The sequence below is a fragment of the Nesterenkonia sandarakina genome (assembly GCF_003003175.1).
GTDB lineage: Bacteria > Actinomycetota > Actinomycetes > Actinomycetales > Micrococcaceae > Nesterenkonia > Nesterenkonia sandarakina_A.
Genome location: NZ_PVTY01000001.1, coordinates 293,265 through 319,453, shown reverse-complemented (window position 1 = coordinate 319,453; position 26,189 = coordinate 293,265). Strand labels below are relative to the sequence as shown.

26 protein-coding genes are annotated in these 26,189 nt (G+C 68.3%); 21 read left to right on the top strand and 5 right to left on the bottom strand.

Features of this window, described 5'->3' with window-relative positions; all coding sequences use genetic code 11:
* Positions 1 to 59: 59 nt before the first annotated feature.
* The 13 genes from prfA to BCL67_RS01315 all read left to right on the top strand — a co-directional run bounded on the left by prfA (position 60) and on the right by BCL67_RS01315 (position 11,832).
* Positions 60 to 1,142: a peptide chain release factor 1 gene (gene prfA / locus BCL67_RS01375; RefSeq protein WP_106121722.1), complete on the top strand. Its 1,083-nt coding sequence runs from the start codon at positions 60 to 62 to the stop codon at positions 1,140 to 1,142.
* Positions 1,143 to 1,147: 5 nt separating this feature from the next.
* On the top strand, positions 1,148 to 2,053 hold the full coding sequence (gene prmC, locus BCL67_RS01370; protein WP_106121671.1) for a peptide chain release factor N(5)-glutamine methyltransferase: 906 nt from the start codon (positions 1,148 to 1,150) through the stop codon (positions 2,051 to 2,053).
* Positions 2,041 to 2,748 carry an L-threonylcarbamoyladenylate synthase gene (locus BCL67_RS01365; RefSeq protein WP_106121670.1) on the top strand — a complete coding sequence of 236 codons (708 nt, stop codon included), beginning with the start codon at positions 2,041 to 2,043 and terminating at the stop codon, positions 2,746 to 2,748. The genes prmC and BCL67_RS01365 overlap by 13 nt, the downstream gene beginning before the upstream one ends.
* Positions 2,745 to 3,893: an MraY family glycosyltransferase gene (locus BCL67_RS01360; protein ID WP_106121669.1), complete on the top strand. Its 1,149-nt coding sequence runs from the start codon at positions 2,745 to 2,747 to the stop codon at positions 3,891 to 3,893. The genes BCL67_RS01365 and BCL67_RS01360 overlap by 4 nt, the downstream gene beginning before the upstream one ends.
* A gap of 284 nt (positions 3,894 to 4,177) precedes the next feature.
* The gene (gene atpB / locus BCL67_RS01355) at positions 4,178 to 4,969 is read left to right on the top strand and encodes a F0F1 ATP synthase subunit A (protein ID WP_106121668.1); all 792 of its coding nucleotides are present in this window, start codon (positions 4,178 to 4,180) and stop codon (positions 4,967 to 4,969) included.
* 135 nt (positions 4,970 to 5,104) lie between these two features.
* Positions 5,105 to 5,308: an ATP synthase F0 subunit C gene (locus BCL67_RS01350; RefSeq protein ID WP_036476452.1), complete on the top strand. Its 204-nt coding sequence runs from the start codon at positions 5,105 to 5,107 to the stop codon at positions 5,306 to 5,308.
* Between the two features lie 81 nt (positions 5,309 to 5,389).
* Positions 5,390 to 5,959, top strand: a complete 570-nt coding sequence (locus tag BCL67_RS01345; protein ID WP_106121667.1) for a F0F1 ATP synthase subunit B — start codon at positions 5,390 to 5,392, stop codon at positions 5,957 to 5,959.
* Positions 5,959 to 6,768, top strand: a complete 810-nt coding sequence (locus BCL67_RS01340) for a F0F1 ATP synthase subunit delta (RefSeq protein ID WP_106121666.1) — start codon at positions 5,959 to 5,961, stop codon at positions 6,766 to 6,768. The genes BCL67_RS01345 and BCL67_RS01340 overlap by 1 nt, the downstream gene beginning before the upstream one ends.
* A gap of 89 nt (positions 6,769 to 6,857) precedes the next feature.
* Entirely contained in the window at positions 6,858 to 8,486 is a 1,629-nt protein-coding gene (gene atpA, locus BCL67_RS01335) for a F0F1 ATP synthase subunit alpha (RefSeq protein WP_106121665.1), read from the top strand.
* A 57-nt stretch (positions 8,487 to 8,543) separates the two neighbouring features.
* Entirely contained in the window at positions 8,544 to 9,437 is an 894-nt protein-coding gene (locus BCL67_RS01330; RefSeq protein ID WP_106121664.1) for a F0F1 ATP synthase subunit gamma, read from the top strand.
* Between the two features lie 69 nt (positions 9,438 to 9,506).
* Positions 9,507 to 10,967 carry a F0F1 ATP synthase subunit beta gene (gene atpD / locus BCL67_RS01325; protein WP_106121663.1) on the top strand — a complete coding sequence of 487 codons (1,461 nt, stop codon included), beginning with the start codon at positions 9,507 to 9,509 and terminating at the stop codon, positions 10,965 to 10,967.
* A gap of 2 nt (positions 10,968 to 10,969) precedes the next feature.
* On the top strand, positions 10,970 to 11,233 hold the full coding sequence (locus tag BCL67_RS01320; RefSeq protein ID WP_106121662.1) for a F0F1 ATP synthase subunit epsilon: 264 nt from the start codon (positions 10,970 to 10,972) through the stop codon (positions 11,231 to 11,233).
* Positions 11,234 to 11,409: 176 nt separating this feature from the next.
* Positions 11,410 to 11,832, top strand: coding sequence for a dihydrofolate reductase family protein (locus tag BCL67_RS01315; protein WP_258174662.1), 423 nt, complete (start codon positions 11,410 to 11,412; stop codon positions 11,830 to 11,832).
* Here BCL67_RS01315 and nucS read toward each other — a convergent pair.
* The gene (nucS, locus tag BCL67_RS01310) at positions 11,829 to 12,521 is read right to left on the bottom strand and encodes an endonuclease NucS (protein WP_106121661.1); all 693 of its coding nucleotides are present in this window, start codon (positions 12,519 to 12,521) and stop codon (positions 11,829 to 11,831) included. The genes BCL67_RS01315 and nucS overlap by 4 nt on opposite strands.
* 80 nt (positions 12,522 to 12,601) lie before the next feature.
* Here nucS and BCL67_RS01305 point away from each other — a divergent pair, with 80 nt between their 5' ends.
* Entirely contained in the window at positions 12,602 to 12,913 is a 312-nt protein-coding gene (locus BCL67_RS01305) for a hypothetical protein (RefSeq protein ID WP_106121660.1), read from the top strand.
* A 71-nt stretch (positions 12,914 to 12,984) separates the two neighbouring features.
* Here BCL67_RS01305 and BCL67_RS01300 read toward each other — a convergent pair whose 3' ends face one another.
* Positions 12,985 to 14,286 carry an AI-2E family transporter gene (locus BCL67_RS01300; protein ID WP_258174660.1) on the bottom strand — a complete coding sequence of 434 codons (1,302 nt, stop codon included), beginning with the start codon at positions 14,284 to 14,286 and terminating at the stop codon, positions 12,985 to 12,987.
* Between the two features lie 146 nt (positions 14,287 to 14,432).
* Here BCL67_RS01300 and BCL67_RS01295 point away from each other — a divergent pair, with 146 nt between their 5' ends.
* The 6 genes from BCL67_RS01295 (at position 14,433) to BCL67_RS01270 (ending at position 22,383) form a co-directional block, all read left to right on the top strand.
* Entirely contained in the window at positions 14,433 to 16,529 is a 2,097-nt protein-coding gene (locus BCL67_RS01295) for a hypothetical protein (protein ID WP_106121659.1), read from the top strand.
* A 67-nt stretch (positions 16,530 to 16,596) separates the two neighbouring features.
* Positions 16,597 to 17,580, top strand: coding sequence for a co-chaperone YbbN (locus BCL67_RS01290; protein ID WP_106121658.1), 984 nt, complete (start codon positions 16,597 to 16,599; stop codon positions 17,578 to 17,580).
* Between the two features lie 132 nt (positions 17,581 to 17,712).
* Positions 17,713 to 18,498, top strand: coding sequence for an ABC transporter ATP-binding protein (locus BCL67_RS01285; RefSeq protein WP_106121657.1), 786 nt, complete (start codon positions 17,713 to 17,715; stop codon positions 18,496 to 18,498).
* Positions 18,483 to 20,063 (top strand): hypothetical protein, encoded by a 1,581-nt coding sequence (locus BCL67_RS01280; protein WP_106121656.1) that lies wholly within the window; start codon positions 18,483 to 18,485, stop codon positions 20,061 to 20,063. Before BCL67_RS01285 ends, BCL67_RS01280 begins: the two co-directional genes overlap by 16 nt.
* Before the next feature lie 98 nt (positions 20,064 to 20,161).
* On the top strand, positions 20,162 to 20,572 hold the full coding sequence (locus tag BCL67_RS01275; protein ID WP_258174659.1) for a DUF3039 domain-containing protein: 411 nt from the start codon (positions 20,162 to 20,164) through the stop codon (positions 20,570 to 20,572).
* Between the two features lie 23 nt (positions 20,573 to 20,595).
* Positions 20,596 to 22,383, top strand: coding sequence for a DEAD/DEAH box helicase (locus tag BCL67_RS01270; protein ID WP_106121655.1), 1,788 nt, complete (start codon positions 20,596 to 20,598; stop codon positions 22,381 to 22,383).
* A gap of 94 nt (positions 22,384 to 22,477) precedes the next feature.
* Here the strand turns inward: BCL67_RS01270 and BCL67_RS01265 are convergent, their stop codons facing one another.
* Positions 22,478 to 23,122 carry an isochorismatase family protein gene (locus tag BCL67_RS01265; RefSeq protein WP_106121654.1) on the bottom strand — a complete coding sequence of 215 codons (645 nt, stop codon included), beginning with the start codon at positions 23,120 to 23,122 and terminating at the stop codon, positions 22,478 to 22,480.
* Between the two features lie 73 nt (positions 23,123 to 23,195).
* On the bottom strand, positions 23,196 to 24,176 hold the full coding sequence (locus BCL67_RS01260; RefSeq protein ID WP_106121653.1) for an NAD(P)/FAD-dependent oxidoreductase: 981 nt from the start codon (positions 24,174 to 24,176) through the stop codon (positions 23,196 to 23,198).
* A gap of 77 nt (positions 24,177 to 24,253) precedes the next feature.
* On the opposite strand from BCL67_RS01260, the gene BCL67_RS01255 reads away from it, so the two are divergent.
* Complete coding sequence (locus BCL67_RS01255; protein ID WP_106121652.1) at positions 24,254 to 24,847, top strand: helix-turn-helix domain-containing protein; 594 nt, start codon at positions 24,254 to 24,256, stop codon at positions 24,845 to 24,847.
* 76 nt (positions 24,848 to 24,923) lie between these two features.
* Here BCL67_RS01255 and BCL67_RS01250 read toward each other — a convergent pair whose 3' ends face one another.
* The gene (locus BCL67_RS01250) at positions 24,924 to 26,183 is read right to left on the bottom strand and encodes a nicotinate phosphoribosyltransferase (RefSeq protein ID WP_374955616.1); all 1,260 of its coding nucleotides are present in this window, start codon (positions 26,181 to 26,183) and stop codon (positions 24,924 to 24,926) included.
* Positions 26,184 to 26,189: the final 6 nt, after the last annotated feature.

Genomic DNA, 26,189 nt, shown 5'->3' with positions numbered 1-26,189 from the left:
CCGCGTCAGCCACGGAAACAAGAGAGAATCCAGTCATGAGCGAAGAGATCAACGCCCGGATGTTCGACTCGGTGTCGACGCTGCTCGCGGAGCACGCCGAACTGCAGGAACAGCTCGCCGACCCCGCGGTCCACGCCGACCAGTCCCTGGCGCGCCGGCTCGGACGCCGCTACGCCCAGCTCAACGGGGTGGCCGAGGCGCACAAGACCTGGAAGCAGCTCAGCGAGGACCTCGCCACCACCGAGGAGCTCGCGCAGGAGGACTCCGAGTTCGCCGCCGAGATTCCCGCGCTCACCGCGCAGCGCGAGGAGGCCGCCGCGAAGCTGCTGCGGATGCTGATCCCGCGCGACGAGAACGACGTCCGCAACGTCATCATCGAGGTCAAGGGCGGCGCCGGCGGTGATGAGGCGGCGCTCTTCGCCGGAGACCTGCTGCGCATGTACACCCGCTACGCAGAGTCCAAGGGCTGGAAGACCGAGGTCATCTCCTCGACCCCCTCGGACCTCGGCGGCTACAAGGACGTCCAGATGGCGATCAAGTCCTCCACCAACGACGCGGCCCAGGGCGTCTACGCCTACCTGAAGTTCGAAGGCGGGGTGCACCGCGTCCAGCGGGTGCCCGAGACCGAGTCCCAAGGCCGCATCCACACCTCGGCCGCCGGCGTGCTGGTGCTGCCCGAGGTCGACGAGCCCGAGGAGCTCGAGCTGAGCCAGAACGATCTCAAGATCGACGTCTACCGCTCCTCCGGGCCCGGGGGGCAGAGCGTGAACACCACCGACTCCGCGGTGCGGATCACCCACCTGCCCACAGGAATCGTGGTGGCCATGCAGAACGAGAAGTCACAGCTGCAGAACAAGGAAGCCGCGATGCGCGTGCTGCGCTCCCGGATCCTGGCCCACCAGCAGGAACAGATCGACGCCGACAACGCCCAGGTGCGCAAGTCCCAGGTCCGCACCATGGACCGCTCCGAACGCATCCGCACGTACAACTACCCGGAGAACCGGATCGTCGATCACCGCAGCGGGTACAAGGCCTACAACCTCGACACCGTGATCAACGGTGACCTGGAAGCCGTGATCCAGTCCTGCGTCGAGCTCGACGAGCAGGAGCGGCTCGCGGCGCTGAACGACACCCAGGGCTGAGCCAGATGCCAGCCGATCAGCTGATCCAGGACGCCGCGGCCCGGCTGCGCGCCGCCGGCGTCCCCAGCCCCCGGGTCGACGCCGAGATCCTCGCCGCGCACGTGCTAGGCGTCTCGCGCGGACGCCTCGCCGCCATGGCCCTGAGCGGCAGCGCCGTCACCGACGCCGACGCGGAACGCTTCACCGACCTGGTGGCCGAACGCGCGGACCGGATTCCGCTGCAGCACCTCACCGGCCTGGCGCCCTTCCGGCACCTCGAGCTGCGCGTAGGCCCCGGGGTCTTCATCCCACGCCCAGAGACCGAGCAGGTCGTCCAGGTGGCGCTGGACCAGCTCGCGTCGATGGCCGCGCAGCGTCCGGCCTCCTGGCGACCCCGCGTGGTGGATCTCGGGACCGGCTCCGGCGCCCTGGCCGCGGCCATCGCCGCAGAGCATCCGCGCGCCGAGGTCCACGCGGTGGAGCTCTCCGCCCAGGCCGTGGCCTGGGCCGAGCTCAACCTCGCCCCGCTCGGGGTCACCCTGCACCAGCAGGACCTGCGCGAGGTGCCCGAGGGCTGGGAGTCCAGCTTCGACGTCGTCGTCTCCAACCCGCCCTATATCCCCGCCGGCATGGTTCCGCGTGAGGAAGAGGTGCGGGTGCATGATCCTGAGATTGCGCTCTACGGCGGGGGAGCAGACGGACTCACCATGCCCCATGCGGTCATCGAGACCGCGAAGCGGCTGCTGGTGCCGGGCGGCTGGTTCATCCTCGAGCACGCCGAGGTCCAGGCCGCGGCGCTGGCCGCGCACTGCCGCGCCGACACCTCCCTGTCGCAGGTCAGCACACACCAGGACCTCACCGGTCGGGACCGCGCCACCAGTGCCGTCGCTGACGCTGAACCCGTCGCGGGCGTGGAAGAATGGCGCGCGTGAGCCAGATAGTCGACTGCACGAACCCCGCCTCCCGCGCCGAGGGCATCTCCCAGGCGCAGGACGCGCTCTCCCGCGGGGAAGCCGTGGTGCTCCCCACCGACACCGTCTACGGCATCGGCGCCGACGCGTTCTCCCCGCAGGCCGTGGCGGTGCTGCTCGCGGCCAAGGGTCGCAGCCGGGCCATGCCCCCGCCGGTGCTGATCGGACGCCCCGAGGTCATGGACGCCCTGGCCATCGACGTCTCTGCGGACGCGCGGGCACTGGCCCAAGCCTTCTGGCCGGGACCGTTGACGCTGATCCTCGAGGCCCAGCCCTCGCTGCGCTGGGATCTGGGTGAGACCCACGGCACCGTGGCGCTGCGCATGCCGGCCGACGAGCTCGCGCTGGATCTGCTCACCGCCACCGGTCCGCTGGCGGTGTCCTCGGCGAACCGCACCGGGATGCCGGCGGCGACCAACGTCACCGAGGCGCAGCAGATGCTCGCCGAGTCCGTCTCGGTCTACCTCGATGACGGGGACCGCAGCTCCAGCACCGCCTCGACCATCATCGACGCCACGGTGACGCCGCCCCGGGTGGTGCGCTCCGGCGCGCTGCCGCTGGCCGAGCTGCAGGCCGTCGTCGCCGGCGTGGAGCCCGAGGCCGATGCACCCAAGTCCGTGAAGCCCGAGACAGAGGCCCCCGACTCCCACTCATGATCTATTTCCTGGCCGTCCTCGCCGTCTCGATGGTGGTGACCTATCTGCTCACTCCGACGGTGCGTGCCATCGCGCTGAAGCTGCGCATCTACACCCCGATCCGGGACCGCGATGTGCACCACCAGATCAAGCCCCGCTGGGGCGGGGTGGCGATGTTCCTCGGCATGGTCGTGGGCCTGGCCGCGGCCTCCACGATTCCCTACCTGGGTGGCATCTTCGCCGATCTCACCCCGGTGCGCGGGGTCTTCGCCGCGATGGTGGTGATCCTGCTGGTCGGCATGGCCGACGACGCCTGGGACATCCCCTGGATGGTCAAGCTCGGCGGCCAGGTGGGCGCCGCGGCCATCCTGGTGCTCCACGGGATCCAGCTCGAGGTGATGCCGGTGGGCTGGCTCGGGGTGGGCGGACCGCTGGTGCAGGCGATGCTCACCGTGTTCGTCGTGGTGCTGACCATCAACGCCTTCAACTTCATCGACGGGCTCGACGGCCTCGCCGCCGGCGTCGCGGCGCTCGGCGGCGCCGCCTTCTTCATCTACAGCTACCTGCTGACCCTCTCGATCAACGCCTTCGACGCCTCGAATCTGGTGACGCTGCTGATGGCGGTGCTGGTCGGCTCCTGCCTGGGCTTCCTGCCGCACAACTTCTACCCCTCGAAGATCATCATGGGCGACACCGGGGCCATGCTGCTGGGCCTGGTCATGGCCGCCGGGGCGCTGGCGGTGACCGCCGACGTCGGCCAGCTCGCCGAGGGCTTCAGATTCCGTAACATCCCGGCGTACATGCCCATCCTGCTGCCGCTGGCCGTGACCCTGCTCCCACTGCTTGACCTGGCGCTGGCCGTGGCCCGGCGCACCGCGCGCGGGGCCTCGCCGTTCAGCCCGGACCGCGGTCACCTGCACCACAAGCTGGTCGACGGCGGCTACTCCCACCCGCAGGCGGTGCTGCTGCTCTACCTCTGGTCCGCGCTGTTCGCCTTCGGAGCGGTCTCGTTCAACTTCCTGCCCTGGTGGCTGGTGACCCTGGGCATGGTGCTGACCCTGGGCGCCGCGCTGGTGCTGACGCTGGGACCCTGGCTGCGTCGTCGGGCGCTGCGGGTGAACCGGGCCGCGGCCCAGCGCGCCCTGCGGCACAGACTCGAGCGCTGACACCGGCGGAACCGCTCGGCACATGGGTCCAGAGTGTCCCTCCGGTGTGGCCCGGCAGAGTCGCAGGTCGTTGTTCTGGTAGGCTTTCGGTGATTCCCCACGCGTGATCTGTGTTCTCCAACACTGCGCGGGGGAGTTGCCCGTGGACCGTCATTCGGGAGTCTCTTTATAGACTGGCGGCCCATATTCAAGGCGAGACGGAGTTGATCCGGCTTCCGATGCCCGGGGTTTGAACCCACTGACGGACACCGCAGAGAGGACCAGCGTTGCATTCGCTTGCGCCCATGGCCACCAATGAAGGTGGATTCCAGCCGCCCACGATTTCTGAGACGCATCTTCCGGAGATCTTTCCCTGGATGGCGGAGTGGGGGACTGGCTTCGGCAAGAACATGCTGATGGTCATCCTCTCGGTCATCGTCATCTCATGGTTCTTCATGTGGGCGATCCGGAAGCAGTCCCTCGTCCCGTCCCGGGCCCAGTTCGCCGCCGAGGCCGGCTACGGCTTCGTCCGGCACACCCTGGGGCGCGACATCCTGGGCGAGAAGCACTTCCGCAAGTGGATCCCGCTGCTGTTCGCGGTCTTCTTCTTCGTGCTGGTCAACAACATCTTCGGCGCGATCCCGGGACTTCAGCTCCCCACCTTCTCCCACGCCGGCCCCGCCTACGCGCTGGCCGCGATCATCTGGATCACCTGGATCACGCTGGGCTTCAAGACCCACGGCCCCAAGTTCATGAAGCTCATGACGGTGCCCTCGGGTGTGCCGAAGTGGCTGCTGCCGCTGCTGGTGGTCCTGGAATTCCTCTCCAACTTCATCATCCGCCCGCTGACGCACTCGCTGCGACTCATGGCCGTGATGCTCGCCGGGCACATCATCGTGATGCTCGCCGGCTCCGGCGTCGAGTTCCTCGTCGCCCAGCAGGGCGGCCTCGACGGCTACGGCCTCGGCGCGCTGATCCTGGTCGGCTCCATCCCGCTCTACTTCCTGGAGCTGGTGATGATGGTCCTCCAGGCCTTCGTCTTCGCGCTCCTGACGGCCATCTACATCCAGGGCTCCATCGAGGCTGACGCCCACTGATTTTCCTCTATGCGGTTCGGATGACCTGAGATGGCCACCGAGGCGCAGCGGCGGACCGGCAGACGCCGGGAGGCCTGACATTGAACCGTCCGCGTGGTACGCACGACGGACTCGTACAGAAAGTGAGCAACACATATGGACGGCACTCTGAACATGGTCGGTATGGGTCTCGCAGGCTTCGGCGCTGCACTGGCCATCGGCATGATCTTCTCGGCCTACCTCAACGGTGTGGCCCGCCAGCCTGAGGCGCAGCGCGTGCTTCAGCCCATCGCCATCCTCGGCTTCGCGCTGGCAGAGGCGGTCTTCATCCTCGCCATCGTCTTCGCCTTCGTGCTCTGACGCTGGTCCGATTCTTCTGGGACGGACACGGGTATTCCGGGTCCTCTGAGATCGTCAGACTACTGAAAAAAGGGTGAACACATGATCAGTGCATCTCTGATCCAGGCAGCAGAAGGCGACGCCAACCCATTGCTTCCCAACTTCTGGGAATTCCTGGTCGTGGCTCTTGGCTTCGTGGTGCTGCTCTACGTGGTCAAGAAATGGATCGCACCGGCCTTCGAGAAGGCCTATCAGGCCCGCGTCGAGGCCATCGAAGGCGGCCTCAACGAGGCGGAGAAGGCCAAGGCCGAAGCCGCAGCGATGAAGGCTGAGTACGAGCAGAACCTCGGCGATGCTCGTGCCGAGGCGAGCCGGATGCGCGAGGAAGCTCGCGCCGAAGGTGCGCAGATCGTCGCCGAGCACAAGGAGAAGGCCGCCGCTGAGGCGGCCCGCATCACCGAGCAGGCCCAGCAGCAGATCGCCGCAGAACGGGCATCAGCTGCATACTCGCTCCAGGCTGAGGTCGGCACGCTGGCCACGCAGCTTGCGAGCCGGATCGTCGGCGAGGCGCTCGAGGACGACAGCCGCTCCCAGCGAGTGGTCGATCGCTTCCTCGCGGATCTCGACGCTGATCAGGCAGCCCAGGCTGGCCAGACAGGAGCAGCACAGTAATGGCAGCGGTGACCACCGAATCCCTCGCATCCGTGCAGAAGGAGCTCGCGCCGACGTTGGCCCAGGCCGACCTCGAAGTCGCTCGTGAGCTCTTCGCCGTGCTGGATGTGCTCGATTCCTCGGCAGGACTGCGACGCAGCCTCACCGACCCCTCCCGCGAAGCGGGCGACCGGGTCGCGATGGTGCGCAGCCTCTTCGGCGGCAAGGTCAAGGCAACGACGATGGAAATCCTCGATGCCCTGGTCTCCCGACGCTGGAGCAAGGAGCGCGACCTCGGCGACGCCGTGGAGACCCTCGCCGTCGTCGTGGTGGTCGTACAGGCCGAGCGCGAAGGCCTGGCCGGACTCGAGAAGCTGGAGTCGGCGCTGCTGGACTTCCGGCGGACCGTGGCCTCCTCACACGAGGTGCAGCGCGCGCTGACCGACGCCCAGGCGACGCCTGAGGCGAAGCAGAAGCTCGCCGCGCAGCTCTCACCGGAGGCCGGCGCCGAGGCGCGACTGCTCATCGATCGCGCTGTGACCTCGCCGCGAGGGCTTCGGCCCGCGCAGCTGATCGAGCGCTTCATCGAGCAGATCGCGGCACGCCAGCAGCGCTGGATCGCACTGGTCACCGTCGCCAAGGAGCTGGACCCCAGCTCTGTGCAGCGGCTCGGGGCAAGCCTTGACCGGTACTTCGGTCGAGAGCTGAAGCTCGACGTCGTCGTCGACCCTGCTGTGGTCGGCGGCATCCGCGTCCAGGTCGGTGATGAGGTGGTCGACTCCACGATGGTCACCAAGCTCAATGATCTGAACCGGAGACTGGCCAGCTAGTCTTCTTCAGACTGGCTCAACACATACGTGAATCTTTGAACCACCCGGCCGCACACTGCGGCCATGACTGAGGAGAGCAGGGACTGCAGATGGCCGACTTGACCATCAACGCCGACGACGTCCGCAACGCCTTGAACGATTTCGCCGCATCCTACGATCCCGGCAGCGCAGAGCGCGTCGAGGTCGGACGCGTGATCTCCGCGGCTGACGGCATCGCTCGTGTCGAGGGACTTCCCTCGACCATGGCAAACGAACTTCTTCGCTTCGAAGACGGCACCCTGGGCCTGGCCCAGAACTTGGACACCCGAGAGATCGGCGTCGTGATCCTCGGCGAGTTCTCCAGCATCCAGGAAGGCCAGGAGGTCACCCGCACCGGCGAGGTCCTCTCGGTCCCCGTCGGAGACGAATTCCTGGGTCGCGTGGTCGACCCGCTGGGCACGCCCATCGACGACAAGGGTGCGATCACCCCGGAGGGTCGCCGTCCGATGGAGCTTCAGGCTCCCTCGGTGGTGCAGCGCAAATCCGTGCACGAGCCGCTCCAGACCGGCATCAAGGCCATCGACGCCATGATCCCGATCGGCCGCGGCCAGCGCCAGCTGATCATCGGTGACCGCCAGACCGGCAAGACCGCGATCGCGATCGACGCCATCCTGAACCAGAAGGCGAACTGGGAGTCCGGCGACGTCACCAAGCAGGTCCGCTGCGTCTACGTTGCTGTGGGCCAGAAGGCCTCCACCATCGCAGCCGTTCGCCAGACCCTGGAAGAGCGCGGCGCGCTGGAGTACACCACCATCGTGGCCTCCCCGGCATCGGACCCGGCAGGCTATAAGTACCTGGCGCCGTTCGCCGGCTCGGCCATCGGCCAGCACTGGATGTACGGCGGCAAGCACGTGCTGATCGTGTTCGATGACCTCTCCAAGCAGGCTGAGGCCTACCGCGCCGTGTCGCTGCTGCTGCGTCGCCCACCGGGCCGCGAAGCCTACCCCGGCGACGTGTTCTACCTCCACTCCCGTCTGCTCGAGCGTTGTGCCAAGCTCTCCGACGAGCTGGGCGCCGGTTCGATGACCGGACTTCCGCTGGTGGAGACCAAGGCCAACGACGTCTCGGCGTACATCCCGACCAACGTCATCTCGATCACCGACGGTCAGATCTTCCTGCAGTCGGACCTGTTCAACGCCAACCAGCGTCCGGCAGTCGACGTGGGCATCTCGGTGTCCCGCGTCGGTGGTGCCGCCCAGCTCAAGGCCATGAAGAAGGTCTCCGGCACGCTGAAGCTCGACCTGGCGCAGTACCGCGACATGCAGGCCTTCGCGATGTTCGCCTCGGACCTCGACCCCGCCACCCGCCAGCAGCTGGTGCGCGGCGAGCGACAGACCGAGCTGCTCAAGCAGGCCCAGTACACCCCGTACCCGATCGAGGACCAGGTCGCATCGATCTGGACCGGCTCCCAGGGTCACCTGGACGATGTCGAGACCGCTGACATCAAGCGCTTCGAGACGGACTGGCTGGACTACCTGCGTCGCAAGACCAACGTGCTGACCAACATCGCCTCCTCCGGCAAGCTCGAGGACGACACGGTCAGCGCGCTCAAGGAAGCCATGGTCGCGTTCAAGAAGGAATTCCACGCCGAGGGTGCCGAGTCCATCGTGGGCAACGAGCAGACCGACGCGATGTCCGCCGACGAGATCAGCCAGGAAGAGATTCCCGCACGCAGCTGAGGGTCACCCCTCCGCTGAGCAGAATCACTTGCTGGACGACATCAGGGAAGGACAAGCATGGGAGCCCAGATTCGGGTCTACCGCCAGAAGATCGCATCGACCTCGTCGATGAAGAAGATCTTCAAGGCGATGGAGCTGATCGCGACGTCTCGCATCGGCAAAGCACGCAGCCGTGCGCGGGCAGCCTCGCCATACGCAGATGCCATCACACGAGCGGTCTCCGCCGTGGCCTCGCAGAACGACATCGATCACGTGCTGACCACGAAGGTGGAGAACCCCACCCGCGCGGCAGTGCTGATCCTCACCAGCGACCGCGGACTCGCCGGCGCCTACTCCACGAACGTGCTCAAGCGGGGCGAAGCCCTGACCAAGCGTCTTCGGGAGGACGGCAAGGAGATCCGCCCCTACCTCTATGGACGCAAGGCACAGGCGTTCTACGACTTCCGCGAGCGGGAGTACGACCAGGTATGGACGGGCAACACCGACGCCCCCGAGGTGGACCGCGCTCAGGAGATCGGCCGCACGCTGGTCGATCGCTTCCTGCAGCCCACCGAAGAGGGCGGTGTGGATGAGCTGTATCTCGTCTACACCGAGTTCCAGTCCATGGTGAAGCAGGAGCCGGTGGTGCGACGTCTGTTGCCGCTGGCCTTCGTGGAGAAGGATGCGGACGCCAAGCACGAGCCCACGGCGCTGTACGACTTCGAGCCCGCCGCCGAAGAGGTCCTCGATGCGCTGCTTCCGCGGTACATCGAGTCCAAGATCTTCGCGGCGATGCTGGAAGCCTCGGCGTCGGAGCTCGCAGCTCGCCAGCGGGCGATGAAGTCTGCTGCCGACAACGCGGACGACCTCATCAAGAAGTACACCCTGTTGCGCAACAACGCTCGCCAGGCCGAGATCACCCAGGAGCTCAGCGAGCTCATCGCGGGTGCCGACGCTCTGGCCGCGAGCTAGCCCACGGGTACTCCCGCAGGCCAACAACAGACGTTTTGACATCATCCAAGATCAAGTGAAGTGAGAGAGATGACTGCCACTACTGCAGAGCAGAGCTCCGGAGGAGCCGGTCAGCCGGGTGCGACAGGTCGCATCGCCCGGGTGATCGGTCCGGTCGTGGACATTGAGTTCCCCGCCGACTCCATCCCATCCATGTACAACGCGCTCAACTCCGAGGTCACCCTCGGCGGCGCGACCCGCAAGATCACCTTCGAGGTCGCCGCCCACCTGGGCGACAACCTCATCCGTGCGATCTCCCTGCAGGCCACTGACGGCCTGGTGCGCGGCACTCCCGTGCACGACACCGGATCTGCGATCTCGGTGCCGGTGGGTGAGTCCGTGAAGGGACACATCTTCAACGTCCTGGGCGAGACCCTGGACATGCCGATCTCGGAGCTCGACGTGCAGGATCGCTGGCCGATCCACCGCCCGGCCCCGAACTTCGCCGCGCTCGAAGGCTCCACCGAGATGCTGGAGACCGGCATCAAGGTGATCGACCTGCTGACCCCCTACATCCAGGGCGGCAAGATCGGCCTGTTCGGCGGCGCCGGCGTGGGCAAGACGGTGCTGATCCAGGAGATGATCACCCGTGTGGCCCGCAACTTCGGCGGCACCTCGGTGTTCGCCGGTGTCGGTGAGCGCACCCGTGAGGGCAACGACCTCTGGGTCGAGATGGAAGAGGCCAACGTCCTCAAAGACACCGCCCTGGTGTTCGGCCAGATGGACGAGCCGCCAGGCACGCGTCTCCGCGTGGCACTGAGCGCGCTGACCATGGCGGAATACTTCCGCGATGTGCAGAACCAGGATGTGCTGCTCTTCATCGACAACATCTTCCGCTTCTCCCAGGCCGGCTCCGAGGTCTCCACGCTGCTGGGGCGCATGCCCTCTGCTGTGGGCTACCAGCCGAACCTTGCGGACGAGATGGGTGTGCTCCAGGAGCGCATCACCTCGACCCGCGGCCACTCGATCACCTCGATGCAGGCCGTCTACGTCCCGGCCGATGACTACACCGACCCGGCGCCGGCGAACGTGTTCGCCCACCTGGATGCGACCACGGAGCTCTCCCGTGCGATCGCCTCGCGTGGTCTGTACCCGGCCGTGGATCCGCTGAGCTCGACCTCGCGCATCCTTGACCCGCAGTACGTGGGTCAGGAGCACTACGACACCGCGACGCGAGTCAAGCAGATCCTGCAGAAGAACAAGGAGCTCCAGGACATCATCGCGATCCTGGGCATCGATGAGCTCGGCGAGGAAGACAAGATCGTGGTCTCCCGCGCCCGTCGCATCGAGCAGTTCCTGTCACAGAACACCTACACCGCCAAGCAGTTCACCGGCGTCGACGGTTCCACTGTGGCGATCAAGGACACCATCGAAGGCTTCAACGCCATCGCCAACGGCGATCTCGACCACATCCCGGAGCAGGCGTTCTACAACGTCGGCGGCCTCGATGACGTCGAGCGTCTCTACGCCGAGATCAAGAAGAGGTCCTGATCATGGCCGAACTCGACGTCCAGGTGGTCGCCAGCGACCACGCCGTCTGGTCCGGTGCCGCGAAGTCGGTGCGCGGGCGCACGGTGGAAGGTGACATCGGCATCCTGCCGGGCCACACTCCGGTGCTCTCGCTGCTGGCCGAAGGTGAGCTGGTCATCAACCCCGTCGAGGGCGCTCCTGTGAAGGCGAAGGTCAGCGGTGGCTTCTTCTCGGTGGACTCCGATCAGGTGACCATCGTCGCGGACGAGGCCGAGCTTCAGGGCTGAACTCCTCCATCGATTGATCGACTGCACCACCACCAGGCGGGCCCCCGGACTCCTCACGGAGACCGGGGGCCCGCCTGTCTGTACACCCACACCGGCTGTGGGACTTCTGCGGTGCGGTAGATTGTCCCGATCGGTACCCCGAGACCTGTCCGGTGCACGCCCGGGAGGCTCTGGGCGTGACGGGCCCACCTCGGCGCTTCGACACCGTGCTGATGGGGCGGCGCACGCACCAGCCTGCGGTGGACGCCGGGCTGGTCGGCGGGGCGTACCCGCATCTGCGACAGATCGTGGCGGCGCATCGGGCGCTGCCGGAGGCGCCGGGTCTCGAGGTGATCGACGGTGATCTCGGCGGGAAGGTGCGTGCGCTCAAGGCCGGATCCGGCCGGGACATCTGGCTCTGCGGCGGCGCTGAGCTGGCCGGTCAGCTCATCGGGGAGATCGACGAGATCCAGCTGAAGATCAATCCATTGGTGCTGGGCGCCGGCATCCCGCTGTTCCGCTCAGAGGCGCGGCCACGCGCCTTCCACCCGGTGGGTCTTGAGCCGCTGCCGGGCGGCGTGAGCCTGGCGAGGTTCCGGGCGGCAGAGCCTGCCGGCTAGAACAGGCGAGAGTCGGCGTCGTCGACGCCGCGCATCGCGTCATAGTCCAGCACCAGGCAGCGGATGCCGCGATCTTCGGCGAGGGTGCGTGCCTGGGGCTTGATCTGCTGGGCGGCGAAGACCCCCTGCACCGGGGCGAGCAGCGGGTCGCGGTTGAGCAGCTCGAGGTAGCGGGTGAGCTGTTCGACGCCGTCGATGTCGCCGCGACGCTTGAGCTCTACGGCCACACTTCCCTGAGGGCCGCGGGCCAGGATGTCCACCGGGCCGATCGGGGTCGGGTGCTCTCGGCGGATCAGCCGGTGCCCGGCGCCCAGCAGTTCGATCTGCTCCGCGAGCAGCCGCTGGAGATCGGACTCCACGCCATCCTTGACCAGGCCCGGGTCCACGCCGAGGTCATGGGAGACGTCCTCGTGGACCTCGCTGATCAGGATTCGCAGCGTTTCGTCGCTCTTGGTGGCCGAGACGGTCCAGACCTCGGTGATTCCGGCCTCGCGCTGCTGCGCGTCGGGCGCGGTGACCCGCATCGTCGCCGGCGGGGACATCCAGTTGAGCGGCTTATAGGAGCCGCCGTCGGAGTGGATGAGCACGCCGCCGTCGGCCTTCACCATGAGCAGACGCGTGGCCTGGGCCAGGTGGGCATTGAGCCGGCCGGAGTAGGACACTGAACAGGTCGCAATTACCAATCGCACGGTGCCTGATCCTACCCGCTCCCGGGGTGAGCGCCGCACCGGCGGCGACGCGTGAAGCAGAGACCTGGAACAATGGACCCATGGCCAAGTCAGCGAAGGGACCCGGAAGGCGCGCGTCGAAGTGGCAGCGCGAGCACCGGCCGCTGTCCACCGGCGTCTTCGGCCAGGGCGCGTTCTCCACCGGGACGGTGCGACGCCGGGACGGGGAGTACCACGTGCGGCATATCTCCGCCTCAGCGGCGCAGAAGATCTACACCTGCCCGGGATGTCATCTCCCGGTGCCCGCGGGGACCGCGCACGTGGTGGCCTGGCGCGCAGACTCGATCTTCGGCGACGAGCACGCGGCCGCAGAGCGCCGGCACTGGCACACCCACTGCTGGCGGATGGGCTGACTGCACGCCGGCCGAGAGATCTGAGGTCACCGATGTCCGCGGAGCGGGTCGCGCTCGGCAGCCGGAGGCGGCTAGCGCGCGTCCTGCCGGCGGATCAGCACTTCTCGGGTCAGCAGCATCACTGCGGCGGCCGTCGGGATCGCCATGAGGGCGCCGAGGACTCCGAGCAGGGTGCCGCCGGCGATCACCGAGATGACGACGACGGCGGCCGGGATCCGCACCGCGCGCGCCATGATGCGCGGGGAGACCAGATACGCCTCGACCTGCAGATACACGAAGTAGATGGCGGCGAAGGTCACCGCGGTCTGCCAGTCCACGGTCAGCGCCACCAGGGTGACGATCGTGCCTCCGGTCACCGGTCCGACCAGCGGGATGAACGCCAGCACTCCGGCCACGACGGCGAAGAGCACTCCGAAGGGCACGCCGGCGATGCTGATCGCGATGAAGGCCACGAGCCCGTTGAGCACCGCGACACAGGCCTGGCCGATCACATAGTGCCCGATCCCGTCGAGGATCCGGTCTCCGAGATGCTGGACCCGGTCCCGGTTCGAGCGGGGGGCCAGCCGGTAGGCCCATGCGGTCATCACCGGCAGCGAGGACAGGAAGTAGATGGCGAGCACGAAGACCACCAGCGCGCCCAGTCCGGTGGTCAGGATGGCTGTGCCGACGCCGAAGAGCCCGCCGAGGGCGTTGGTGATGTTCGTCGGATCCGAGATGAACCGGTTGACCTCGGTGTCGATGATCTCCTGGATCTCGAAGTCGGACTCGATGCTCTGGAACCACTCGGAGCTGGAGATGTCATTGACCAGCACCGGCAGTGAGCGGACGAAGGTGGAGGTCTGCTCGGTGACCATCGGGGCCAGGGCTGCGATGAACGTCGCCACGATGCCGAGGAAGGCGGTGATCGTGGCGGCCACCCCGGCCGGCCGGGGGAGCCCGGCCCGCTCGAGGCTGCGCACCACGGGGTCGAGGCCGATGGCGATGAACAGGGCTGCCGCGATCCAGACCAGCAGCTGCGTGTTCGCCTGGGCCACGTAGAACACCAGCAGCGCGAGTCCGACGCCCAGGGCCAGCATGAATCCGGTGTAGACGGGGCGGCTGGCGTAGGAGGCGGCCTTCTCGATGCGCTCGGCGGAGACCGGCGGCAGCCCGTACTCGTCATACTCCGGCAGCGCCGCCGCGGATCGGCGCGCCCGGGCCGTCCTGATGCCGCGAACCCCGCTGCGGACGCCGCTGCGAAAGGCTCGCAGGCGTCCGGGAGTCGGTCCGGAGCGGAACCGTCGCCGGCGGGCGGAGACAGGTGCGCGCTGCTCGTCGACGCCGGGCCCGACGTGCGGGCCCTGCTGCTGCGGATGCTGCTCGGACTCTGTCACGAGGTCAGCTTAGCCACGCGCCGTCGGCCGGACACCATTCGCACCCGGAGATTCTTCCAGCGGACACCCAGACTGTGATCTTATTGTTATCTTCGGTAGTCTAGAGGGCTGAACCATCGCCTCCCCCGATCAAGGACATCCCACACGTGCGTTTTCCCGCTTCCATCATCGCCTTCATCCTGGGTCTGCTCATGGCAGGAATCGGAGTCGGGCTGCTCACCGTCTGGGCCTCCGACGAGATCCCGACCGCCCAGAGCCAGGAGGTGCAGGACGCGCCGCTGACCGTGATCAGCGATGAGATCGTCGATCCGGACGCTGAGCGCGACGAGTTCATCATCTCCGCTGAGGGCGAATACACCCTCGCCCTGGCACGGACCCAGGACATCGAAGCCTGGGTGGGCGACGCCGCGCACGTCACCATCGGAGCGGTGCAGGAGGGCGAAGACGACGCCCCGGCCACGATCGAGACGCAGTTCACCGAGGGCGAGGCCACCGTGCCCGACCCCAGCGACTCCGACCTCTGGGCGGTCAGTGAGACCACCGAGGGCGATCTGCGCTACCGCTGGAGCGCCCCCGACGACAGCGGCGAGTGGAGCCTGCTGATCTTCCGCGACGGCGAGGAGCCCGCCCCCAGCGCGGTCACCGTGGAGCTGCCGGAGGAAGAGGACAGCCTGCTCGGCACTATCCTGATCGTGCTCGGCTCGCTGCTGATCCTGGTGGCCATCTTCCTGCTCTACCGCGCGCTGGTCGCACGCCGCCGCGGCGTCGTGACCCATGAGGGCGACGTTCAGGACAGCGGCGCCAGCGCCGCGACGACGCCGCGCGGCCGCGGGTCGGTCGACGCCGCGTCCGGCTCGACCACTGCCGCCACCGACTCCGCTGCCGCTCCTGCTGCTGCGACCGGAGCTGCCGCCACGACGGGAACCGCCGCTGCCGCCGGAACCGCCGCTGCGACCGAAACCAGCCACACCACCGCCGAGGACGAGATGACCCAGACCGACGGGCAGCCCGAGCACGCTGACCAGCAGGATCCCCAGCACGACCGTGAGGATCCGCAGCACATCGATCCCGCCGAGGAAGAGCTGACCGGGACCCTCGGTTCGATCTCCAGCACCGAGAGCACCCAGGATCCGCATGACCCCGACGCCACCGGGATCATCGACCCGGTGCGCCCCGAGGAGGACGGTCCCGAGCAGGGTCGCACCTGGCGCAGCCGCTCGGTGGCGAGCGCCGCGGCGCTCGCGCTGGCGCTGAGCCCGGCCGTGCTCATGGCCGACGCCGAGAACCCCGCTGAGGACCCTGCCGAGGACGACTCCGCGCAGACCGAAGACGTGGAGGCTGAGGAGGTCGAGGCTGAGCAGGATGAGGACGCCGGCTACTCGGTGCTGCTGGAATCCCAGCTGCAGGGAATCATCGAGGACATCGCCGAGACCACTGCGGCCGCGGACGCCGAGTTCGATGCAGAGCTGCTCTCCCCGCGGGTCTCCGGAAACGCCGAGCAGGTCCGTGAGCTCACCTACCGCAATCACGAGATCGATGAGGATGTCACCCCGGATGCCATCGGTACCGAGATCCTCAGCGCGGCCGTCACCTCGGACAGCGAGTTCCCTCGCCAGGCTGTCGTCATCACCCAGGACACCGACGCCGAGATCCCGCAGGTGCTGGTCATCGAGCAGGAGTCCCCGCGAGAGAACTATGAGCTCACCCAGGCCGTCCTGATGGTCCCGGGGACTGAGTTCCCGGCCATCGCCGCCGAGGACGGCGGCGTGGGGCCGGTCGACCCCGACAACGAGGACGCACGCTTCGCCGCCAACCACGCCATGGAGCGCGTCGCGGTCTTCCTGAACAACCGGGAGTACTACTTCGGGATGAACGTTGAGGACAACGCCTACATCGAGGACCTCCAGGCGTATCAGGAAGAGCTCAGCGAGAGCGCCCAGGACCTCAGCATCTCCTACACCCGTCCCATCATCGGAGAGGGCAGCACGGCGATGCGCCTTCCCGACGGCTCGGTGATCGCGGTGGGAAGCTTCGACTCCACCACACAGCTTCGCCCCGAGGACGGCGCCTCGATCAACCTCTCCGGAGTGACCGCTGAGCTGGCCGGCACCGAGTCGACCACCGAGGACGTGGACATCGTCAACCGGGAATCGATGATCCTGCACATTCCGGCGGAGGACGACGAGAAGGTCGTCGTGCTCGGAGTCCACGATATTGTGAACGAGGTCAACATACTCGACTGATCTCCGCTCCCCGGAGATCGATCCGCAGAACCGCCACAACGGACGCCGACGTGCAAGGAGCGCTGCAGTGACAGATTCCGCCCAGGAACCCCAGTCCCGACGGGTCGACGCCAGGGGAGCGGTGGACCTCTCCGGCTTCGCCGCTGCGCCCGGCGCATCCGCACCGGCCGGCCAGGCTCCTTCAGCCCCGGCAGCCCAGCGTCCCAGTGCGCCAGCAGCAGCGGGAGCACCCAACAGCTGGGCCATCGCGGTGCAGCCGCAGCAGCTGCAGCAGGTCGTGGAGCTCTCCGCGCAGGCCCCGGTGATCGTGCTCATCCACGGCGCCGATGCCGCCTCGGCGACCATGAAGTCCACCCTGGAGGACCTCGTCGACGCGCAGCAGGGCCGCCTGCTGCTCGCCGAGATCGACGCCTCCGCGCATCCCGAGCTGGCCCAGAGTGCCGATCAGGTCCCGGTCGCCACGGCCTTCATCGGTGGACGCCCGGTCGGCGAGTTCGACGCGGCGGTGCCCGCCGACCAGCTCTCCCAGCTCGTGACGCAGATGGTGCAGATGGCCACGCAGAACGGCATGACGCAGAAGCTGCCCGCGCAGTCCACCCGAGTCGTGGAGGGCCAGGGGCCCGCCGCCGAGCCGGAGCTTCCGCCGCTGCACCAGGAGGCGCTGGATGCGCTGGAGAACAGCGACTACGCCGCCGCCGCGAAGGCCTATGAGCAGGCCATCAAGGAGAAGCCGGACGACGAGGATGCCAAGATCGGGCTGGCCCAGGTGGGTCTGCTCCAGCGGACCACCGGCGCCGATCTCGCCGCCGCCCGACAGGCAGCGGCGGAGAACCCCGACGACGTCGGCGCGCAGATCGCCGTCGCGGACCTCGATGTGCTCGGAGGCCACGTGGAAGACGGCTTCTCCCGCCTGGTCCGCTTCATCCAGACGCATTTCGGCGATGACCGTGAGACCGCCCGCGCCCACCTGGTCGAGCTCTACTCGATCACCGGGGACACCGATCCCCGGGTCTCCGCCTCACGCAAGCAGCTGGCTCGCGCGCTCTTCTAGGAGGCCCGGCCTCTCCAGGGCGTCTCGAGGAGACCAGCCCCCAGAGGATCCGCCGCCGATCCTTCCTGGGTCTCGGCGCATGTCCTTCTCAGGGGTGACGCGCCGCTGAGCTGGACTCGATAGTCTCGGGGCATGGATCCAGTCAGCGTGAATCCGACCGCCCTGATGCCGCCGGCCCTGAGGCTTCGCGGCCTGACCAAGCGATTCGGACAGACCCCCGCCGTGCAGGACCTCGACCTGGAGGTGCCGCGCGGCTCCTTCTACGGGTTCGTCGGCCCCAACGGTGCCGGCAAGACCACCACGCTGTCGATGGCCACCGGTCTCATGCGACCAGACGCCGGCACTGCCGAGGTGGTGGGCATCGACGTCTGGGCCCAGCCGAGCGAGGCCAAGCGCTCCATGGGCGTGCTCGCCGACGGCGTCCTGCTCTTCAACAAGCTCACCGGCGCTCAGCTGGTCACCTACGCCGGGCTGCTGCGTGGGATGGACCGGGAGACCGTCGAGTCCCGCACTGCTGACCTGCTCCGGGTGCTCGGCCTCGAGGAGGCGAAGGGGAAGCTGGTCCAGGACTATTCCGCGGGAATGACCAAGAAGATCGCGCTGGCCTCGGCGATGGTCCATGCTCCCGAGCTTCTGGTGCTCGACGAGCCCTTCGAGGCCGTGGACCCGGTCTCGGCGCGCACCATCCGCGGCCTGCTGGAGTCCTATGTCGGCTCCGGAGGCACTGTGATCCTCTCCAGCCACGTGATGGATCTGGTCCAGCGGATGTGCTCCCATGTCGGGATCATCGCGGAAGGGCGGCTGCTGGCCTCCGGCACGCTCGAGGAGGTCCGGGGCGGGTCTGACCTCGAGACTCGCTTCGTCGAGCTGGTAGGACTCGAGGGTGGAGATCAGGAGCTCGCATGGTTGCAACTCTGATCCGGCTCAAGCGGGACCTCACCTTCAACGGCTTCAACCAGTCGGTCTGGCACATCCTGGGCACGATCTTCGCCGGTCTCTACGGACTGGGCATCGTCGGGATGATCTTCTCCCTGCAGGTCATGGAGGGAGGCGCCGCGGTGATCGACGCAGAGTTCGTCCGCACCGCCAGCGTCCTGATGGGTTCGGCGATCTTCCTGCTCTGGCTGATCATCCCGGTGTTCGTCTCCGGGGCGGACACGGCGATGAACCCGCGCCAGTTCATCACCTACGGCATCCCGCGTCGCGGACTCATCCTCGGCCTGGCGCTGACCGGGCTGATCTCGATCGGGGCGGTGCTCACAGTGATCTGGCTGATCGGACAGGTGCTGCACTGGCGCTGGGACGCTGCTGCCGCGGCGACGGCGGTGACCACGCTGCCCCTGCTGCTGATCACGTTCAGCCTGGTCTCCCAGGCGGTGACCACGTCGATCAGCGCCTGGCTCAGCGGTCGCCGGTCCCGGGACTTCCTGGCCATCCTGGCGCTGGGCCTGATGGTTCTGCTCTACCCGATCATGATCGGTCTTGAGAGTGCCTTCTCCTCCCTGGCCGACGCCGTGCCCACGGTGGTCGACATCCTCGCGCTCACCCCGCTGGGCGCCGGGGCCGCGCTGCCGGCTGATGCCGCGGCCGGTGACTGGGGCATGTTCATGATCCGGCTGGCGATCCTGGCAGCCACGGCTGCCCTCGCCGTCGTCGTCATCCGGGCCGCGCTGGTGAAGATCACCGAGCGGCCCACCGTGCAGAGCTCCTCGGGCTCCAAGAGCGACCAGGGGCTGGGGCTGTTCGCCCGCTTCCCGGCCACGCCCTGGGGCGCGGTGGCCGCGCGGGCCAGCACCTACTGGCTCAAGGACAGCCGCTACGGCGGCACCCTGGTGCTCCTGCCGGCGTTCGTGGTCCTTGCGGTGGTCATGTACTCCCAGCTGGATGCGCCGTGGGTCCTGCTCGCCCTGGGGCCCGTCTTCGGCTGGATGCTGGGCTTCGCGATCTCCGCGGACATCTCCTATGACCATTCAGCCTTCGCGCTGCACATCACCAGCGGCGTCTCCGGCACGGCTGACCGGGTCGGTCGCCTGGTCGGACTGCTGAGCTTCGGGCTGCCCATCACGCTGCTCAGCGCTCTGATCCCCGCGGTGATGTTCACCGGACCGGCCACCACTGCCGCCCTGGTGGGCGCGAGCGTGGGTCTGCTGCTGAGCACGGCAGGATTCTCCTGCCTGGTCTCGGCACGCTTCACCTACCCCGTCCCCAAGCCGGGGGACGGGCCGCTGAGCCAGCCATCCGGCTCCACGGGACGCCTGATGATCGTCCAGCTCGGCATGCTGGTCGCCACCGTGGCGCTGATGCTGCCGGAGGTGATCTTGGTCATCGTCTGGCTGATCAGCGGTGACTCCTGGCTGGGCTGGGCGCTCGGGATCGCCGCGGTGCTCAAGGGGCTCGGTCTGGTCTGGATCGGAGTCACGCTGGGGGCCCGGGTCTTCGAACGCAGCCAGCCGGAGCTCTTCCAGACGGTGAGCCAGTACTGAGAACGAGCCGACGAGTCCTCGGCCGGGCACTCCCCAGGTCCAGACACGTTGCCCACACGGGGATGATGTCCTCGCCGAGGCTCGCTAGACTAGGGCCCATGATGGTCATCGAGAATGGACTCCAGCCCGCTGACGCCCGCTTCGGCACGCAGACCCCCCTCCAGGGTGGGCCGGCACATCTGCACACCGCTGATCCGGCCGCCGCGCCGGCGCCCGGCGGAGCGGCGACCATCGAGCGCGAGCACCAGGAGCAGCTCTCCGAGCCCGGAGATCACGAGCGATTCGCCCACTACGTGAACAAGAACCGCATCATGGAGTCCGCCCTCGAGGGCGGCGCCGTGGTGGCTCTGTGCGGCAAGGTCTGGATCCCATCACGGGACCCCAAGAAGTTCCCGGTCTGCCCGGAGTGCAAAGAGATCTATGAAGAGATGATGGGCGGCGACGGCGACGGCAAGTCCGGCGGAGACTCCGGCGGCAAGCGCGGCTTCTTCGGCTTCGGCCGCAGCTGAACCTGCGCTGAGCCCAGAACACAGTGGAGCAGTCTGAGACGCTTTTCGACGTCGGCACCGATGTCGGCCGATCCCTACCCCCGGTCTATCCGCACCGCGCCGCCCACGGCACCGCAGGCACGCTGCGCCAGTGGCAGCAGGAGGCCCTGGACCTCTACATCCAGAAGCGGCCGAAGGACTTCCTCGCCGTGGCGACCCCCGGCGCGGGCAAGACCACCTTCGCGCTGCGTGTGGCGAAGCTGCTGGTGGAGTCCGGGGAGGTCAACCGGATCTACGTGGTCGCCCCGACCGAGCACCTGAAGCGCCAGTGGGCCGACGCGGCAGGTCGGGTGGGTCTCGCCCTGGACCCGAACTTCAAGAACTCCGACGGCCGCCACGGGCGCCAGTACATCGGAGTTGTGGTGACCTATGCGCAGGTCGCGAACAAGCCTGCGCTGCACCGGAACAAGACCGAGGCCGCGCGCACCCTGGTGATCTTCGACGAGATCCACCACGCCGGTGACGCGCTGTCCTGGGGCGACGGTGTGCGTGAGGCCTTCGACCCCGCCGTGCGTCGGCTTGCGCTGACCGGGACCCCGTTCCGCTCCGACACCTCGCCGATCCCCTTCGTGGAGTACGTGGAGGACGGCGCCGGGGTGCGCCGGTCCAAGGCCGACTACGCCTACAACTATGGTCCGGCGCTGAAGGACCGCGTGGTGCGTCCAGTGGTCTTCATGGCCTACTCCGGCAATATGCGCTGGCGGACCTCCGCCGGCGAGGAGATGGAGGCCCAGCTCGGGGCCGCCGCCACCAAGGACATCACCAACCACGCCTGGCGCACCGCGCTGAACCCGGAGGGGGAGTGGATCCCCTCGGTGCTGCGGGCAGCGCACCAGCGGCTGCTCAAGGTGCGCGACAAGATCGACGACGCCGGCGGACTGGTCATCGCGACCGACCATGAGACCGCGCGCGCCTACGCCGCCCAGCTCGACGAGCTCACCGGACAGAAGACCACCGTCGTGCTCTCCGACGACAAGGGCGCGTCGAACCAGATCGAGAAGTTCTCTGACGACCCCTCGAGGCTGTGGATGGTCGCGGTCCGGATGGTCTCAGAGGGCGTGGACGTGCCGCGGCTCTGCGTGGGCGTCTATGCCACCTCCACCTCGACCCCGCTGTTCTTCGCCCAGGCCGTGGGTCGTTTCGTGCGGCTGCGCAAGAAGGCCGAGGTCGCCTCGGTCTTCCTGCCCTCGGTCCCGGTGCTGACCACGCTGGCCAATGAGATGGAGCAGGAGCGCGACCACGCCCTGGACGTCCCGCGCTCGGCGATCGAGAACGCCGAGGAGGGCCTCGACGACGAGCTGCTCGATGCGGCCAACAAGGAGGAGCGCGGCTCGGATCAGCTCGAGCGCGGCGAGTTCGCCGCGCTGCATTCCAACGCCTCCTTCGACAAGGTCCTCTTCGACGGCGCGGAGTTCGGCCTCGGCGGCGCCATGGGCTCCGAGGAGGAGCTGGACTTCCTCGGCATCCCCGGGCTGCTCGAGCCGGAGCAGGTCTCCACGCTGCTGCGTCAGCACCAGGCAGACCAGCTGCGCCGCAAGCCGGCCTCGGCCGCGCCGGCGGAGCCGGTGATCGACCACCGGCAGCTCAAGACGCTGCGGGCCACGCTGAACAAGTCGGTCTCGGCCTATGCGGCGAAGACCGGGATGCACCAGGGCAGCATCCACACCAAGCTCCGCGACGTCTGCGGTGGCCCGGCGGTGGGTCAGGCCACGCAGACCCAGCTCGAGGAGCGGCTGAAGACGATCCAGATGTGGTTCGTCGGGCGCAAGTAGCCTGAGCCGCGGAGAGCCTCGCGGTCTGAGCCCAAGGCGCAGAGCTCAGTGCGCAGGGCTGGATGCGCCGGGCCGGGGCATTCAGCCCTGCGGCTCAGAGATCTTCGAGGCTGAGGACCTCGACCTCGGCGGCGTCGAACTCCTCGTAGGCCTCCGCCACGGAGTCCTCGCTGACCCCGACCGTGAGCTCGCGGATCACCCGGACCCGGAAGTCGTTCTCCACCGCATCCAGCACGGTGGCCCGCACGCAGTGATCGGTGGCGATGCCGACGATGGTCACGGCGTCGATGTCCTGGGCGCGCAGCCAGGTGTGCAGGTCCGCCGAGCCCTCGGTGATCGCCGCGGCCGGCCCGACCTTGGTGCCGTTCTCGCCCTCGAGGCTGCCGACCTTCTCCGGGTCACCCTCGAGACCTTCGAAGCCGGAGTAGCCGTCGGAGTACAGCCCCTTGAGGAAGCGTGCATCCACATGCTCGGTGTCGAGATTCGGGTGCAGCTCGGCCCCGGGGGTGCCGGCCACGCAGTGCTCCGGCCAGCTCACCTTGAAATCCGGGGTGGCGGAGAAGTGTGGACCGGGGTCGATGTGCCAGTCCTGCGTGGTGAGGATCGCGTCGAACTCGGCGTAGCTGTCCTCGAGGAACTCACTGATCTCGCTGGCGACCTGCGCGCCGCCGGCGACCGCCAGCGCCCCGCCCTCACAGAAGTCCTGCTGCACATCCACAATGATCAGCGCCTGGGCCACTACGTCCTCCTGGTCGGAAAGCTCCGGGTATGGGTGTGCGGCGCGAGGGCATCGCAGCCGCACACCCACCACGTTACTGGTTCTTACCGGCCTCGGCGAGGTCGAACTCCTCCATGACCAGCGCGCCGTTGGCGGCCGCTCCGGCGAAGCTCCCCATCCCCGTGGAGACCGGCACGGTCGCCATCGGAGACGCGATGTTTCCCGCCGCCCAGATCCGCTCGTGCGAGGTCTGACCCGCGGCGTCGACCTTCAAGAAGCTGCCCACCACGGTGTCCTCGCGCTCAAGCCGGAGATCGCGCAGGTACCCGTCGCGCGGGGCGAGGCTGCCGCCGGTGAAGATGGCGTCGACCTCGACGGTGCGCGAGTCCTGAAGGACGACGCCGGTCACGTGGGTGCCGTCGCCGAGCACCTCCGTGACCGGGGTCGGCTCGAGGACCACCCCGCGTGCGCGCAGCCGTGCGGCCGTCTCCGCGGTCAGCTCGCCGGCGCCGGCATGGAAGTAGGTCAGCCGGTCGCTCCACTGGCGCAGCAGCTGCGCCTGGTGCAGCTGCATCGGACTGGTGGCGAGCACCGCCAGACGCCGTCCGCGGACCTCCCAGCCGTGGCAGTACGGACAGTGCAGCACGCTGGAGCCCCAGTTCTCGGCCAGCCCCGGAATGGGCGGCAGCACGTCGGTCACACCTGAGGCGGCGATGACCGTGCGGGTGAAGAGCTGGACCCCGGAGTCCAGGGTCACGACGAGTTCGCGCGGTCCGGTCTTGTCGGTGGAGTCGGCACGGGTGGAGTCGCTGACCCGGTGCACCCCCGCGGTGAGGTGCTCGACGCCGTAGCGCTGCGCCTCGGCCCGCCCGGCGGCCAGCAGCTCGGCGGGAGAGGCGCCGTCGTGGCCCAGGATGTTGTGCATCTGCGCGGCGAAGCGGTTGCGGGGTTCACCGGCATCGAGGATCAGCGTCCGGCGCAGCGCGCGGCCCAGCGACTGGGCGGCGCTGAGTCCGGCGGCGCCTCCGCCGATGATGATCGCGTCGAAGGGTTCTGCTTCTGCTGTGGAGTTCATGGCTCCAGCATGCGCCGCTGGATGCCGCCGTGAAAGACGTCTTGCTGAAATGGCAAGAAGTCGGCAGACTGTCTCCTATGGAAGAACTCGCCCAGCTGGGGCTGCGCCTGCGATCCGCGCGCACCGCCCGGGGATGGACGCTGGATCGACTCGCCCGCGGCGCCGGGATCTCGCCGAGCACGCTGTCCCGGCTGGAGTCGGGGAAGCGTCAGGCGAGCCTGGAGCTGCTGCTGCCGATCACCCGCTGCCTGGGCATCACCGTGGACGAGCTGCTCGTGTCCTCGAGCCCGGATCCGCGGGTGCAGCGCGACGCCTGGGAGCGCAACGGCATGCTGGTGCAGCCGCTCTCCCCGGAGAGCTCACCGGTGCACACCTACAAGATCAGATATGTGCCGCGCCCGCCGATCACCGAACTCGGCAGCCACGACGGATACGAGTGGCTCTATGTGCTCTCCGGCCGCCTGCGGCTGCAGCTCGGCGAGGAGGAGATCCTGCTCCAGGCGGGGGAGGCCGCCGAGTTCGACACGCTGCGTCCGCACGGTCTCAGCGCGGTCGGCCCGGAGGACGCCGAGGTGATCTGCATCCTCGACGACGCCGCCGTGAACACCCACGCCGAAGACCACGCGGCAGTGCACGCGGCCTACCGAGTCGACCAGGCCGAGGACGGCTGAGCGGGCCAGGAAGAGGACCGCGGAGCAGACGAGGCGGCGGACCGGGCGGGCCGATTCGCTGAGTCCGAGCGGGAGATCAGCTGAAGATCGTGGGCAGCACCGGGTCGCCGTCCTGCAGCCGCTTGGCCGCCGGAGGAAGCTCGGCGAGCGAGGCCGCATGACGGCGGCGGGCATTGGCCACGCCGACCTCCCCGACATGCTCCTCCGCGACCACGCCTCCCCGGACCAGCGGCACCATCAGCTCGCGGGTGCGCTGGCCGTTGGTCTGCGGGGCGGCCCCGACTCCGATCAGCTCCGCCATGGCCCGCCCGGACCCATCCAGGCTGCGCAGCGGATGCTTCACCCCGCCGACGCTGGACTTGCCCGGGGCGTTCTTCGCCACGGCGACGGTGGCGCCGTCGTCGTCGGTGCGCTGGACCAGCTTGTAGACCATCGCCGCAGTCGGGGAGCCGCTGCCGGTGACCAGCTTCGTGCCCACGCCGTAGGAGTCCACCGGGGCCGACTGCAGCCGAGCGATGGCGTGCTCATCGAGGTCCGAGGAGACGATGATCCTGGTGCCGGTGTTGCCCAGCGAATCCAGCAGCGCGCGCACCTCGCCGGCCTGCTCCACCAGGTCCCCGGAGTCGAGCCGGACCGCGCCGAGCTCCGGTCCGGCGATCGCGGCGGCTCGGCGCACGGCCGTCTCCACGTCGTAGGTGTCCACCAGCAGGGTGGTGCCCGGCCCGAAGGCTCTGACCTGCGCTTGGAACGCCTCTTCCTCCGAATCGTGGAGCAGCGTGAAGGCGTGGGCCGCGGTGCCCAGGGTGGGCAGTCCCCAGCGGCGTCCCGCTTCCAGGTTTGAGGTGGCGGTGAAGCCGGCGACGGCGGCGGCCCGGGCCGAGGCCACGGCGCTGAACTCCTGGGTGCGGCGAGACCCCATCTCCACGCAGGGCCGGTCGCCGGCGGCCACGGTCATCCGCGAGGCCGCGGAGGCGATGGCGGAGTCGTGGTTGAGCACCGAGAGCACATAGGTCTCCAGCAGACAGGCCTCGGCGAAGCTCGCCTCTACCCGCAGCACAGGAGAGTCGGGCATGAAGATCTCTCCCTCCGCGTAGCCGTGGATGTCACCGGAGAAGCGGTAGTCGGCGAGAAACTCCAGCGTGGGCTCGTCGACGATGCCGCGAGAGCGCAGCCAGCCGATCTCGGCTGCGCCGAAGCGGAATGCGGCAAGGCCCTCAAGCAGGCGACCGGTGCCGGCCACCACGCCGTAGCGCCGCCCGGCGGGAAGATGGCGGGTGAAGACCTCGAAGACGCAGCGCCGCCCGGCGGCCCCGGAGGCCAGAGCCGCCTGGACCATCGTGAG

Coding starts and splice junctions, on each gene's coding strand:
- BCL67_RS01275 (WP_258174659.1), top strand. CDS start 20,162: ATGATGGTCATCGAGAATGGACTCCAGCCCGCTGACGCCCGCTTCGGC.
- BCL67_RS01280 (WP_106121656.1), top strand. CDS start 18,483: ATGGTTGCAACTCTGATCCGGCTCAAGCGGGACCTCACCTTCAACGGC.
- BCL67_RS01320 (WP_106121662.1), top strand. CDS start 10,970: ATGGCCGAACTCGACGTCCAGGTGGTCGCCAGCGACCACGCCGTCTGG.
- BCL67_RS01350 (WP_036476452.1), top strand. CDS start 5,105: ATGGACGGCACTCTGAACATGGTCGGTATGGGTCTCGCAGGCTTCGGC.
- atpB (WP_106121668.1), top strand. CDS start 4,178: ATGGCCACCAATGAAGGTGGATTCCAGCCGCCCACGATTTCTGAGACG.
- BCL67_RS01365 (WP_106121670.1), top strand. CDS start 2,041: ATGGCGCGCGTGAGCCAGATAGTCGACTGCACGAACCCCGCCTCCCGC.
- atpD (WP_106121663.1), top strand. CDS start 9,507: ATGACTGCCACTACTGCAGAGCAGAGCTCCGGAGGAGCCGGTCAGCCG.
- BCL67_RS01360 (WP_106121669.1), top strand. CDS start 2,745: ATGATCTATTTCCTGGCCGTCCTCGCCGTCTCGATGGTGGTGACCTAT.
- atpA (WP_106121665.1), top strand. CDS start 6,858: ATGGCCGACTTGACCATCAACGCCGACGACGTCCGCAACGCCTTGAAC.
- BCL67_RS01255 (WP_106121652.1), top strand. CDS start 24,254: ATGGAAGAACTCGCCCAGCTGGGGCTGCGCCTGCGATCCGCGCGCACC.
- BCL67_RS01285 (WP_106121657.1), top strand. CDS start 17,713: ATGGATCCAGTCAGCGTGAATCCGACCGCCCTGATGCCGCCGGCCCTG.
- BCL67_RS01345 (WP_106121667.1), top strand. CDS start 5,390: ATGATCAGTGCATCTCTGATCCAGGCAGCAGAAGGCGACGCCAACCCA.
- BCL67_RS01330 (WP_106121664.1), top strand. CDS start 8,544: ATGGGAGCCCAGATTCGGGTCTACCGCCAGAAGATCGCATCGACCTCG.
- BCL67_RS01250 (WP_374955616.1), bottom strand. CDS start 26,183: ATGGTCCAGGCGGCTCTGGCCTCCGGGGCCGCCGGGCGGCGCTGCGTC.
- BCL67_RS01305 (WP_106121660.1), top strand. CDS start 12,602: ATGGCCAAGTCAGCGAAGGGACCCGGAAGGCGCGCGTCGAAGTGGCAG.
- prmC (WP_106121671.1), top strand. CDS start 1,148: ATGCCAGCCGATCAGCTGATCCAGGACGCCGCGGCCCGGCTGCGCGCC.
- BCL67_RS01340 (WP_106121666.1), top strand. CDS start 5,959: ATGGCAGCGGTGACCACCGAATCCCTCGCATCCGTGCAGAAGGAGCTC.
- BCL67_RS01260 (WP_106121653.1), bottom strand. CDS start 24,176: ATGAACTCCACAGCAGAAGCAGAACCCTTCGACGCGATCATCATCGGC.
- prfA (WP_106121722.1), top strand. CDS start 60: ATGTTCGACTCGGTGTCGACGCTGCTCGCGGAGCACGCCGAACTGCAG.